At 36.9% G+C, this 13,402-nt stretch carries 12 protein-coding genes; 6 read left to right on the forward strand and 6 right to left on the reverse strand.

Features of this window, described 5'->3' with window-relative positions:
* Nucleotides 1-26: 26 nt before the first annotated feature.
* From CHB66_RS05210 to serA, 3 genes are all read left to right on the forward strand, one after another.
* Entirely contained in the window at nt 27-878 is an 852-nt protein-coding gene (locus tag CHB66_RS05210; protein ID WP_089238706.1) for a DUF2911 domain-containing protein, read from the forward strand.
* A 71-nt stretch (nt 879-949) separates the two neighbouring features.
* Nucleotides 950-1,459 (forward strand): NUDIX hydrolase, encoded by a 510-nt coding sequence (locus CHB66_RS05215; RefSeq protein ID WP_089238708.1) that lies wholly within the window; start codon nt 950-952, stop codon nt 1,457-1,459.
* Nucleotides 1,460-1,609: 150 nt separating this feature from the next.
* Nucleotides 1,610-3,502 (forward strand): phosphoglycerate dehydrogenase, encoded by a 1,893-nt coding sequence (gene serA / locus CHB66_RS05220; protein WP_089238710.1) that lies wholly within the window; start codon nt 1,610-1,612, stop codon nt 3,500-3,502.
* Between the two features lie 267 nt (nt 3,503-3,769).
* On the opposite strand, the gene katG is transcribed toward serA, so the two are convergent.
* Nucleotides 3,770-5,983: a catalase/peroxidase HPI gene (gene katG, locus CHB66_RS05225; RefSeq protein ID WP_262484460.1), complete on the reverse strand. Its 2,214-nt coding sequence runs from the start codon at nt 5,981-5,983 to the stop codon at nt 3,770-3,772.
* A 252-nt stretch (nt 5,984-6,235) separates the two neighbouring features.
* On the opposite strand from katG, the gene CHB66_RS05230 reads away from it, so the two are divergent.
* Both CHB66_RS05230 and msrB read left to right on the forward strand, forming a co-directional pair.
* On the forward strand, nt 6,236-8,641 hold the full coding sequence (locus CHB66_RS05230; protein WP_089238712.1) for a penicillin acylase family protein: 2,406 nt from the start codon (nt 6,236-6,238) through the stop codon (nt 8,639-8,641).
* A gap of 16 nt (nt 8,642-8,657) precedes the next feature.
* A complete protein-coding gene (msrB, locus tag CHB66_RS05235; protein ID WP_089239004.1) occupies nt 8,658-9,065 on the forward strand; it encodes a peptide-methionine (R)-S-oxide reductase MsrB in 408 nt (135 codons plus the stop codon).
* A 7-nt stretch (nt 9,066-9,072) separates the two neighbouring features.
* Here msrB and CHB66_RS05240 read toward each other — a convergent pair whose 3' ends face one another.
* The 4 genes from CHB66_RS05240 to CHB66_RS05255 all read right to left on the reverse strand — a co-directional run bounded on the left by CHB66_RS05240 (nt 9,073) and on the right by CHB66_RS05255 (nt 11,901).
* Nucleotides 9,073-10,029: a DUF4097 family beta strand repeat-containing protein gene (locus tag CHB66_RS05240; protein WP_089239006.1), complete on the reverse strand. Its 957-nt coding sequence runs from the start codon at nt 10,027-10,029 to the stop codon at nt 9,073-9,075.
* Nucleotides 10,016-10,408, reverse strand: coding sequence for a TM2 domain-containing protein (locus CHB66_RS05245; protein ID WP_089238714.1), 393 nt, complete (start codon nt 10,406-10,408; stop codon nt 10,016-10,018). Before CHB66_RS05245 ends, CHB66_RS05240 begins: the two co-directional genes overlap by 14 nt.
* Entirely contained in the window at nt 10,401-10,706 is a 306-nt protein-coding gene (locus CHB66_RS05250; RefSeq protein WP_089238716.1) for a DUF2752 domain-containing protein, read from the reverse strand. Before CHB66_RS05250 ends, CHB66_RS05245 begins: the two co-directional genes overlap by 8 nt.
* A 109-nt stretch (nt 10,707-10,815) precedes the next feature.
* The gene (locus tag CHB66_RS05255) at nt 10,816-11,901 is read right to left on the reverse strand and encodes an oxygenase MpaB family protein (protein ID WP_089238718.1); all 1,086 of its coding nucleotides are present in this window, start codon (nt 11,899-11,901) and stop codon (nt 10,816-10,818) included.
* A gap of 49 nt (nt 11,902-11,950) precedes the next feature.
* Between CHB66_RS05255 and CHB66_RS05260 the strand changes: the two genes are divergently transcribed.
* On the forward strand, nt 11,951-12,844 hold the full coding sequence (locus CHB66_RS05260) for a TolB family protein (RefSeq protein WP_089238720.1): 894 nt from the start codon (nt 11,951-11,953) through the stop codon (nt 12,842-12,844).
* Nucleotides 12,845-12,936: 92 nt separating this feature from the next.
* Here CHB66_RS05260 and CHB66_RS05265 read toward each other — a convergent pair whose 3' ends face one another.
* Complete coding sequence (locus CHB66_RS05265) at nt 12,937-13,368, reverse strand: hypothetical protein (protein WP_089238722.1); 432 nt, start codon at nt 13,366-13,368, stop codon at nt 12,937-12,939.
* Nucleotides 13,369-13,402: the final 34 nt, after the last annotated feature.

Here is a 13,402-nt window from a genome sequence, read left to right on the forward strand (position 1 = left end):
AATGATCACATAAAACCAATATAAAAATGAATTTTACAAGTAAATTATTGATGTTAGCATTAGGTGTGTTTTTAACATTAAACACTCATGCTCAACAAATTGAGATGCCACAAGCAAGTCCCGCAGCGACAATTGCTCAAAAAATTGGATTAACCGATGTTAAAATCGAATATAGCAGACCAAGTACAAAAGGAAGAAAGATATTTGGTGAGTTGGTGCCTTTTGGACAAGTGTGGAGAACAGGTGCAAATGCTGCTACGATCATTACTTTTTCTACAGAAGTAAATATCGAGGGAAATAAAGTACAAGCAGGGAGCTATGCTCTTTACAGTATCCCTGACAGGAATGATTGGACCATCATACTTTCAAACAATACTAAACTTTGGGGAGCAGTCGGCTATAATCAAGAAGATGATGTGATAAGATTCAAAGTCAAGCCTGGAAAACCAGGTCAAAAATATGAAACCATGGAAATTGGTTTTGTAGACATGACTGATACAGGTGCTACAGTGTCAATCAAATGGGAACAAACGCGAGTAAGATTTAGAATAGAAACCGAAGTGGATCCAATTGTAATGGCTCAAATCAAGCAATTAGTGATAGACCAACAGCCAACTAATCCTGGGCTTTATTATCAGGCAGCCAATTACTATTTCACCAACAATAAGGATATGAATCTGGCTCTTGAATGGATCAATAAATCAGTAGAATCAGACCCAAAGTACTGGACAGTACATTTGAAAGCAAAAATTGAACTGGCACTTGGTATGAAGAAAGAAGCCATAGAAAGTGCCAGAGCTTCCATGGAAATGGCTAGAGAAGCAAAAAACCCAGATTATGTAGGTCTAAACGAGCGTCTCATCAAGTCAATTAAATAAAATTGTAGAGCTTGGGATTATTCTCAAGCTCTTTTATTTATCTTCAAGTTCTAATCACCTAATGCTTAACCATGTTAGACACCTATTATCAGCCTCCTGTAACTGAGGGATTCAAAAAAGTAGCTACAATTTGCATCTTGAGAAGTGGGGATTACTTTCTCCTAATCAAAAGAATTAAAGAACCAAACAAAAACTTTTATACTCCTTTAGGTGGCAAGTTGGATCCTTTTGAAACTCCACTCAATGCAGCAATAAGAGAAACTTGGGAAGAGTCTGGTATCAAGGTTCAGCATATGGAGTTCAAAGGAATCCTAACAGAAACTTCACCAAAAAAATATAATTGGATTAGTTATGTTTATTTGGCAGATATAGATAGACACATCACAAAAAAGAGCGAAGAAGGTTTGTTGGAATGGATACATGTAGATAGCTTGCTTGAAATCCCAACATCTCAAACAGATTGGTTTATATACAAGTATATCAAAGAAAACAAGAAATTTATTCTCAATGCCGAGTATAATAATAATATGGAGATACAATGGCTAATCAATGAATTAACAGAAGAAAAATTAATCGGATAATTTTTGCAGCAAAATTCTTGTTCAATTTCAAGTACAATCGATTTCGAAAATTTTGTTTGGGAAATTGAAAAAGTATTTTTTTTAATAAAAGTGTTTCTTTTTTAATAATACCCTAATTTTGAAAGGTGTTCATTAAAAAACCATCATAAAATGCCCGAAAATACAAAATTCATCATTGATTTTGATAGTACTTTTACTCAAGTAGAAGCCTTGGATGTCCTTGGTGAAATTTCCCTAAAAGATGACCCAAAAAAAGTTGAAAAACTCAAAGCGATCAAAGACATCACAGACCTTGGTATGGAAGGTTTGCTCAATTTTCGTGAAAGTCTTGAAAAAAGATTGGAAATCCTAGAAGCCAATCGATCACAAATTGCTTTGTTGATTGAGGCATTGAAACAAAGAGTATCCAAATCTTTTCAAAGAAATAAAGAATTTCTAGAAGAGCATGCAGCAAATATCATTATCATCTCAAATGGCTTCAAAGATTTTATCACACCTATCGTAGGTGAGTATGGAATCAAATCAGAAAATGTTTTTGCCAATGAATTTATCTATGATGAATCAGGTAAGATCATTGATTTCAATAGGGACAATATTCTTTCCAAAAATGGAGGTAAACCAGAAACTATTAAAAATCTCAATTTGGAGGGAGATATTTATGTAATTGGAGATGGATACACTGATTACGAAATCAAAGCATCAGGTATGGCTAACAAATTCTATGCTTTTACAGAAAATGTAACCCGCCCAAAAGTCACTTCGAAAGCAGACCATATTGCACCTAGTTTGGATGAAATCCTTTATGTAAATAAAATGAATAAAAAATTCTCATACCCAAAGAGCCGAATTAATGTACTCTTACTAGAAAATGTCCATCCTATCGGAGTGGAACTGATGCAACAGGAAGGTTACAATATAGAAGTGATCTCTTCTGCCCTATCAGAGGAAGAACTAGCTGAAAAAATCAAAAATGTAAGCATACTAGGCATCAGATCTAAAACTAATGTAACCAAAAAAGTTTTAGAAAATGCGAATAGATTGATCTCAATAGGTGCATTTTGTATAGGAACCAATCAGATTGATCTGGATACCTGTACAAAAAAGGGAATTGCTGTATTCAATGCTCCATTTAGCAATACACGTTCCGTAGTCGAGATGGCAATAGCGGAGATTATTTTTTTGATGAGAAATTTCCATGACAAGTCTCTTGGAATGCATCAAGGCATCTGGGATAAGTCTGCCACAGGAAGTTACGAGATCCGGGGTAAAAAACTTGGGATCATAGGCTATGGAAATATTGGCGCACAGCTTTCAGTTTTAGCTGAAAATATGGGAATGGATGTATACTATTATGATGTCATCGAAAAGCTTGCATTAGGAAATGCCACCAAACTTGATTCATTAGACGAGCTACTTGCACATTGTGACGTAATCTCACTTCATGTAGATGGTAGAAAAGATAATAAAGATATCATAGATCAAGACAAGATCTCAAAAATGAAAAAGGGCTCTTATTTGGTAAACTTGAGCAGAGGTCATGTAGTAGATATCCAAGCTTTGAAAGCCGCCCTTGATGCAGGACATCTTGCTGGAGCTGCTGTTGATGTATTTCCTGAAGAGCCAAAAAACAATGATGAACCATTTACTTCTGAATTGATTGGTTGTAAAAATGTAATTCTAACCCCACATATTGGAGGTTCTACATCTGAAGCTCAAGTAAATATAGCCAGGTTTGTTCCTGGGAAAATTATGGAATACATCAATACTGGGAACACTTATAACTCTGTCAATTTTCCAAATATCCAGCTTCCTTTCCTCAAGGATGCACATAGATTGATTCACATCCATCAAAATGAACCAGGCGTCCTTGCAAAAATCAACAGAGTATTGGCAGATTACGAAATCAATATCGTGGGTCAGTACCTCAAAACTAATGAGAAAATTGGTTATGTGATTACAGATATTGATAAAGCATATTCTCCTGAAGTCATAGATGCCATGAAAGAGATTACTGGAACAATTAGATTTAGAGTATTGTATTAGGATAACAAGATTGAAAAGTAGATTTTAGGTATACGCATTATAATCAAATACGTGTTCAGGTTTATAAAGATAGTGATCGATATTATATACTAAGAGATATTAGTGCAAATCAATATGTAATCCCGAAACATTAGTTTTTGGTATAGAATAGGATGTAATATTAAAAAACATTGTAGAATTTAGTAGGACTTTGACTTCTATGCAATTAATAAAAAAAGGTGGTTCAATAAATTGACCCACCTTTTACATTTAAATCAGATTACACAATTATCTGAGATCAAACCTGTCAAGGTTCATGACTTTGTCCCAAGCTTTGACAAAGTCCTTGACAAATTTTTCTTTTGCATCATCTTGTGCATATACTTCAGAAATAGCTCTAAGTTGTGAATTAGAACCAAAGATTAAATCTACTCTAGATGCAGACCATCTTACTTCTCCAGTCTTTCTATCATGAGCTTTAAAGATATCAACTTCTTCTCTCGATGGTGCCCATCCCACGCTCATATCAGTAATATTGACAAAGAAATCATTGGTGAGTTTTCCAGGAGTTTTGGTTAAAACTCCATGCTTAGATCCTTTGTAGTTTGCATCTAAAACTCTCAAACCTCCAACTAGCACAGTAAGCTCAGGCGCACTCAAAGTCAATAATTGCGCCTTGTCAACCAACATTTCTTCGTCGGATACAGTAAAGGCTGTTCTTCTGTAATTTCTAAAACCATCAGCTTCTGGCTTGAGTGGTTCGAAAGAATCAATATCAGTCAACTCCTGAGTTGTATCTGCTCTACCAGGAGAAAAAGGCACCTTGACATCAAATCCAGCATCTTTGGCTGCTTTTTCTACAGCAGCACAACCGCCAAGTACGATTAAGTCAGCTAATGAAACTTTTTTGCCAAATGAATTTTGGATCCCTTCTAATTTCCCTAAGACTCTTGATAATTGCTCAGGATGATTGACTTCCCAGTCTTTCTGTGGAGCCAATCTAATTCTTGCTCCATTAGCTCCACCTCTGAGATCAGAACCTCTAAAAGTAGAAGCAGATGACCAAGCTGTATAAACTAATTCAGACACAGTTAATCCAGCAGCAAGTATTTGCTCTTTAAGTTTGGCCACATCATCATCATTGATTACCTCATATTCAACAGCTGGAATTGGATCCTGCCAAATTAAATCTTCTGTGGGTACTTCAGGTCCTAAATATCTTGATTTTGGACCCATATCTCTATGAGTCAATTTGAACCAAGCTCTTGCAAAAGCATCTGCAAATTCTTCTGGATTCTTATGGAAGTGTTCAGATATTTTTCTGTAAGCAGGGTCCTCACGCATGGCCATATCTGCGGTAGTCATCATGATGCCAACTTTCATATTGGAATCTTCGGCATCTGGAGCATGATCATTTTCTTTCAAATTTTTAGCTACCCAAATGTAGGCTCCTGCTGGACTTTTACTCAATTCCCAATCATAACCAAACAAAACATCAAAATAAGACATGTCCCATGTCGTAGGCGTAGGAGTCCAAGCACCTTCTAATCCAGACGTAATGGTATCTCTGCCTTTTCCACTTTTGAAGCTACTTTTCCAACCAAAACCCATCTCTTCAATCGGAGCACCTTCTGGTTCAGGGCCTACTAGAGCAGCGTCTCCAGCACCGTGCGCTTTACCAAAAGTATGTCCACCAGCCGTAAGGGCAACGGTTTCATAATCATTCATTGCCATTCTAGCAAAGGTTTCTCTGATATCTTTGGCTGAAGCTAATGGATCAGGGTTACCATCAGGCCCTTCAGGATTTACATAAATCAAACCCATCTGAACTGCTGCCAGAGGATTTTCTAAATCTCTTTCTCCTTTGTATCGCTTATTTCCCAGCCAAGTATCCTCTGCTCCCCAGTAAATATCTTCCTCAGGAGCAAAAATATCTTCTCTACCACCTGCAAATCCAAAAGTCTTAAAGCCCATAGATTCCATGGACACATTGCCAGCTAGGATAAACAAATCAGCCCAAGAAATTTTGTTCCCATATTTCTGCTTGATAGGCCATAATAATCGTCTAGCCTTATCCAAGTTTCCATTATCAGGCCAGCTATTGATTGGGGCAAAACGTTGATTACCTGTAGCCGCCCCCCCTCTTCCGTCACCAGTTCTATAGGTACCAGCACTATGCCAAGCCATTCTGATCATCAATGGACCGTAATGTCCATAATCAGCAGGCCACCAATCAACAGAGGTTGTCAAAACCTCGACTAGATCCTTTTTTACAGCAGCCAAATCAAGTTTGTTAAATTCTTCTGCATAATTAAAATCTTCACCTAGCGGATTAGATTTAGGTGCATGTTGGTGAAGAATACTGAGATTCAGTTGGTTTGGCCACCAATCTTTATTCATAGTTCCCGTGCCACCCATTTTGGTGTTAGCACCATGCATTACTGGACATTTGCCACCACTGCCATTGACATTGTAGCTTACATCACTTTTAATATCTGCCATAGTTAAATATGTTGTTAAGGGTTTATAAAATGATTAAAAGATTACTTTGCTAATATATCCATAATTAATTTTATATAATTATTATTTCGATTGATAAAATCTATCGATCTTATGTATTCCCTATTTGTTTTTAAGATACAAAAAAATGATCAGTCCTATTACAACAAACAATTAAAATTCAATACCAAAAACAAAGAGTTTGAATTATAAAAACTTTCTAACTTTAGATCAATATACATAACAACCAAACCCATGAAGAAAATCCTCTTTGTCTTATTAGCACTATTTTTTTTAATTATTGCTAGCTATCAAATAATTAGACACCAGTATGCTCCTATTTATCATGGAACTGTGAATATATCGGGACTAGAAAGTGAAGTAGAAGTTTATTTTGATGATTTCGGTATTCCTCATATTTATGCTGCAAATCCAACTGATGCCTATCTAGCCTTAGGGTTCGTGCATGCTCAAGATAGACTTTTCCAGATGGAAATGATGCGACGGGTAGGTTCTGGAACCTTAGCAGAGTTGTTAGGAGAGGATTTATTGGATGTAGATAAGTTTTTCAGAACACTTGGCATCCCAAAACATGCTGCTTGGAGTACTGAACTTTGGCTAAACGAAGGAGATTCACCTTGGAAAGACGCTGCCAATGCCTATATCGCAGGTGTGAATCAATTTATCCATGAAGGAAAACTACCGATAGAATATACGCTATTAGGCACTAAACCGAGAGAATTTACAATTCAAGATGTACACAGTATCATTGGCTATATGTCATTTACATTTGCAATGGCGATGAAAACGGACCCATTGATCACAAAAATGCACAGAACGCTAGATCCTGCTTATTTGGAAGTCTTGTCTATTCATACCTTGCCTGAACATCATGTCATTCCAAATCATTATCCTGATAGAAATTCCGAAACTAATGAATTAAATATTAAAGAGACACTTACAGCTCTATTGGAGAAGCTTCCGGTACCATTATTGGAAGGAAGCAACTCTTGGGTAGTTGCGCCAAGTAGAACTGCATCTGGTGAAGTTTTATTTTTAAATGATACGCATATTGGATTTGCACAGCCTTCAGTTTGGTATGAAGCACATATTGAATACCCCGGATTCAGTTTCTATGGAAATCATTTAGCAGGTGTTCCTTTCGGATTGGTTGGACATACTAGGACCCATAGTGTGGGCTTGACCATGTTTGAAAATGACGATCAGGATTTTTTCGAAGAGCATCTGAACCCAACTAATACAAATCAAACTATCTATAATGAAGGGTATGCAGAAATCAATAGCAGAACTGAACAAATACCTGTAAAGGGTTCAGAACCTATCTCCTTCAAAATCAGAGAAAGTATTCATGGACCTATCATGAATGAGGTCATTCCAGAAATAGGAAGGCTAACAAGCAATCCTGTGGCTAGTTGGTGGGTTTATATACTTGAGCCGACAAAAGCTCTTGAAGCTACCTACAAACTGTCTCACTCTAGCTCAATTCAAGAAGTAGAAGAGGCTGTCAAATTGATCCACGCACCAGGCTTAAATGTCATGTATGGAGATAAATCTGGAAATATAGCTTGGTGGGCAGCAGCTAAGCTTCCTATCAGACCCGAACATGTCAATAGTAAAGTGTTTTTGGATGGTAGGTCATCTAGAGATGAGCCAAAAGGTTGGATGCCTTTTGAGGAAAATCCCATGTCCATCAATCCTCCTTCAGGCTTTGTTGCATCTGCCAATAATCAACCCGATACATTAGCTAATGGGGTGTTTTTTCCAGGTTACTATTACCCAGGAGATCGCTGGGATAGAATAGCTAAAACAATCAGCTCCCGAACTGACTGGAATCTAGAGAACATCAAATCACTCCAATTAGAAGCCATCAATGAGAATCATCCTATCAATGCAAAATCCATGATTGATGTAGTAGACCCTTTACTTTTTGAGGGGTTTGAGGCGATATATGGTGCTTTGAAATCTTGGGATGGAAGCCATGATTTGGAAAGCATCGCCCCTACCCTCTATTATAAATGGCTTTACCATACACTCCACGGAATGATGGTTGACGAGATAGGACAAGAGGATTTTGAAAATTTTCTTCGCACATTTTTGTATATCCGAAGTGTACCTAACTTGATCAGGTCAACTGATTCTCCATGGTGGGATAATCAAGGTACTGAAACCATAGAAACTAGAACAGAAATAATTGAAGAAGCGCTCAAAAAGAGTCTGAACGAGTTGAAAGCTCAATTGGGAAGTAATAGTAGTAAGTGGCATTGGGAAAAAGTAGTGATTTTAGAACATCCCCATCCACTTGGAGCCAAAAAACCTTTGGATAAGATATTCAATGTAAAAGCTCCTGCGGTAAAGGCCAATGAAGAATCAGTCAACAAGTTAGCTTTTGACCTTAATGGCTCTGGAGTTTATCACGTGAAATCTGGCCCAGCTATGCGTATCATTATTGATTTTGCCAATGTAGAAGCCTCTGAATCCGTTTTACCTACTGGGCAGAGTGGCAATTTATTCAGTCCTTTTTATTCAGATCAAACAGAAATGTTTGCCCTAGGGCAATATAGGCCTCAATTGATGAATGAAAGTATGATCAGAAATTCTTCAAAAAGAAAGCTTGTTTTGAAACAAATAAATGTCAATTGATCTTTTAATATCATATATGAAAAAGTACTATCCACTACAGAAAAGCGAAGAAGAATGGAAAGCTGAACTCGATGAGATCAGCTACCATGTGCTCCGAGAAAAAGGCACTGAAAGACCCAACTCAGGTCAATACTATCTTAACAAGGATACTGGAATCTATGAATGTAAAGGTTGTGGCAATCCAATCTTCCACTCTAAGGCAAAATACGATTCAGGATGTGGCTGGCCGGCATTCACTGAGCCAGTATCAGCAGATGCCATAGAAGTAAAGATGGACTATTCTCATTTTATGATCAGGGAAGAAATCCTCTGTGCAAAATGCGGAGGTCATCTCGGTCACCGCTTCCCCGATGGCCCAAAAGACAGGGGTGGAATACGATACTGTATCAATTCCGTGTCAATGGATTTCAAAAAAGAGAAATAGCCCTAAATCAATTTGTGATCTTTATACTTCCACTACTAGATTTGCCTCTGATGGTATGAGCACTTCCGTTATCTATCTCTAATTTCTTAGTAGACTTCTCCTCTCCTACGGTTACTGAACCACTATTTGCGGACAATTCATAATTGAATACTGTCAGATCAGTATTTGTCTGAATCTTGATACTACCAGAGTTAGATTGAAGTTTGGTGAATTCACTCAACCCAGATTGATTGGCTGTGATTCCGCCAGAACTTACCGATAGCTCACCTAAGTATTTTACTTGCTCTAGTTTGATAGATCCAGAGTTGACTTTAGCATGTACCGTACCATCTACATCCTCTGCCCTAAAACTCCCTGATGATGCTTTCCCTGTAACATCACCCTTTACTTCTTGCAATCGGATACTACCTGAATTGACCTGAGCATCTACGTTTCCTACCAATCCTTCACCTCGTATACTTCCAGAGGATGCTCTAAGATTAATTTGATTCACATCAATTGCCAATGCTTTGATAGAACCAGAATTGACTTTCAAGTCAATTATATCATGCTTCACGTATTTGACATCGACAGATCCTGAGCTATTACTTAGGTTCAATTTAATATCTTCCGGACCTGTAAGGCTGATGAATCCTGAATTAGATCCTCCAAAATTGAAAAAATTGACAGCTGTAGTCTCCCCTGTCACTTCCACGATCAATTTGGAGCCTGATTTTCGATACTTGATGTCCAAGCTACTTCTTTCAGGAACTTCTAGGTATCCATTGAGAAATACCTCTTTTGTACTATTGTTTCCTTCATAAGAAACTTCCAGAAAGCGACCATTAACTTCTATTTCCTTGATGTCATCAAATTGCTCTTCGTAAGACCTCACTGAAGAAGGTTCTTTTACTTCGCAGGCAAAGAGCAAGATTGCCAATCCTAAGATTGGCAAAGCTTGAATAGTTCGTTTACGAGTTTTCATTTCCATTACCATTTTGAGCAGTAGGAAAATTACCATTTGACATCATAGAAAGAGTCTCGTGAGCTATTTTCATATTATACTCATAAGCAAGACTTTTGTAATTGATCAAATCGACAATAGTACCAATGAAACATAGACCTGCAGTCAATAGGTATAAGATACCAAGTCCAATTTGACCGATAATAAATCTATGTAATCCAGCAAATCCGAAGAATCCAAGTAAACACAGAATCAAAATCATCTGATTATCTTTTCTTCTTGCTCTATAGACTTGGGCAAAAAGGTTTGCTTGCTCGTCATCCATATTTTTGAGAATTCCTTGGATATAACCCAATTCCATTCCTTCTAATTCAGGTAGGTGTTTCAATACATTAGCCATAGTGTTTTGTTGTTTTAAGGTTTCTAATCAGTTCAAAAATGCGAAAGATGATCACAGCGAACGCAAACATAGCTAGTGGATGCATAGACCAAGACTCTTGAAAATCTCCTCTTGTCAATAAGCTCATCGCTCTTCCCAAACCACAACCTGGACACCAAGTAAATCCTAGGTTATCCAATGGGCACAGACTGAAATGATGGGGACTATAAGGATCAATTCTCAAAATCCCGATCAATGCACCAATCCAAAAGATCAGTTCTAGCGGTAACTTTCGAAAATATGTGATTGCCTTTTTCATTTGACCAGAAAAGTACGAAAAGAATGCCAAGAGATAAAAAAGTCCTAAAAGAGCTATTTTAACAGTTTTTAAGATTAGCTGATCACAATAGCGGACAAAAGGTGTTCGTTTATGAACGATTTAGATCAGGAATGGACAGCTTTACTTTTTTTCCAAGATTTGCTTCTGTTTGAGAAAGAAATTGAGAACGCAATTGTGCATAGGAAGGTCTTCTTCCTGATTGCTTTAAGAAACTTAATTCCAACATCAATCCATAGAATGATTTAGGAATAGCGACTCTCTCCCTTATTGCTAGAGCATCTGAGGCTTCTTTTCCAATAAAATATGAAATCAAGGTCTCTGATAATGTTGAAATGTTTTGATCAGGAATCGTGTCTTCATAGAATTGAATTAAAGCCTTGACGAGGTTTTGCCCTGCTTCAGAGGATCTCAAATGTCTTTTTCTAATTAATTTTTCTAGTTCGAAGGCCTCCTTTGAGGTATTTGGCCAATAGTCAATATTGATTCCCATAAAATATCCTACAATCTTCCAATAATGTAAGACTGCCTCTAAGGTGTCTTTTCCTGGAAACTTATTGATCTTCTCTAATCCTCTGATGACCATTAAGCTGAATGCAAGATTCGTCCCAATCATGTCCTCTTGATTGATTGGTAAACCCCAAGCTGTATTCCAGTCTTTTGAATGTAATTTGACAAAACACCTACTAAACGCATGGATCAATCTTACTTTAGCAATAGACAGCTGAGCATCTTGATGCAAGTGAAAATTATCTGGACTGAATAAGTCCATCACAAACAAGGTGGTTTCAGCCAATCTCATTCCAATTTCTTCAGTAATTCTCATGGACCTTATCAAAACTTGTGCACCGTCTGCAAATGCGTAACAATAAGGCAAGGAATAAAATCCAAGCATGCTTAAATAAAAATTACCTTCTTTCGCAAAGAAATCATGTACTTTGAGAACTTCTACTTGATCTATCCAGTCAATAGGAGTTAGGAAAAATTCAAAATAGCTTTTTAAAGGCTTGGGAAAACCTTCTAATTGCTCAATTTTAGGAAAAGATACCCAATTGTTGATTGTAGCAGAAAATCCTGGGTTTTCCAATATAGATATTACAGCAGCATCAGCAAGCTCATCCCCACCTAGTCTAAGTTTACCAAGATTTTCTTCTGTATATAGTTTGATTTTGTCCACATCTTTATAACCTTCGTTTTGTATTTTAGTTTCTGAAACAGTATCTATTATGAATAAACAATTATTTTCTTCTTTCTTAATCTTCTTTATTTCCTCACTACTCTGTTTTGGGCAAGGGAATACGGATCTGATTGCTATTGATGTCAAGAAATCAGGAAAAAAAATTTCACTTGGCCATATCACGAAACTGACCAATAGGGATGGCTATGATAATCAACCAAGCTTCATCAATGATAAGCAACTTGCTTTTTCATCTTCGGATCAAGAAGGAAATTTTGATATTATCATCTATAATTTTGAGACAGAAAAATTCACTAACCTTACCAAAACCAAGGATCAAAATGAATATTCACCGCGATTGACTGACTGCGGACTTTATGTTTCTGCAGTTACGGTTGAGGAAAGCGGTAAGCAAAGACTCTGGCTATACCCAACTAACTTTGGAGAACCTGAGTTGCTCTATGATGATATCGAACCTGTTGGCTATTATGATTGGTATGATAATAAGGCCGCGATGTTTGTTCTTGGAAGGCCTAATTCCTTGATCTATCCTTATAGCAAGGAAGATAAGCTCACCATCAGTCAAAACATCGGAAGAACAGTGCGTCGACAACCCAAAACAAGTATCATTAGCTTCATAGACAAAAATACAGTAATTGAAAATGATGGAGAGCAATCGTATTCTATTAAAGGCTTTGATATTGAAAAAAGAAAAATGATTGATCTGGGTCCAACCAAAGCTACCATAGAAGATTTCATTTGGCTAGACAAAAATCATCTTTTGAGCTCTGATGGTTATAGCCTCTATGTTAGGAAGTATAATGAAAATCAGTGGAGTAAATTAGGTGATTTAAGCATAGATGGCTATAAAAACATCAGTAGGTTAGCCTATTCCAAAAAGCTCAGGAAGATAATCATAGTGATGGATAGAGTCACTGATTAGTTGATTGAATTTTGGTTGATTGGGCTATTCTGTTGACCATCAGTTAGATTGATATCTTTTTCTCTTGAACGCATTATTAAGGTTATATAAAATCACCAACCCAAATTAATATTCATATTATTGACTTGATAAATTCCAATCCCTGTAAGAACCACAGCCCCTACTCCTATTGTGATCAAAGGTCTAAATTTATACTTTTTGACCATAAACATGTTTTCATATGGTATAAAAAAAGGAGGCCGATTGGGGTCCTTTAGACCTGAACCTTGTTGAAACAAATGACCACCAATTCTTGCTTCATCTAATGTTGTTACCTTTAATTTCAGTTCTATATCTCTATCGGTTCGAATAAGGTACTTCTTGTCTATTTCAAACAAATCTGACCGATAGTTTCTTTCTTCTGGCTCTAGTTTACTTTCTGGAATTTTGACATAAGTAAAGCAGGAGTTCAAGAATAGTAAAAGACACAAGGTCAATACATTTTTTAAGTGAAGGCTATCCATAGTTCTATTGATCTGATTCATAGAAATTTACGGATATTTTTCTACATAATTATGC

It is taken from the genome of Belliella buryatensis (assembly GCF_900188245.1).
GTDB lineage: Bacteria > Bacteroidota > Bacteroidia > Cytophagales > Cyclobacteriaceae > Belliella > Belliella buryatensis.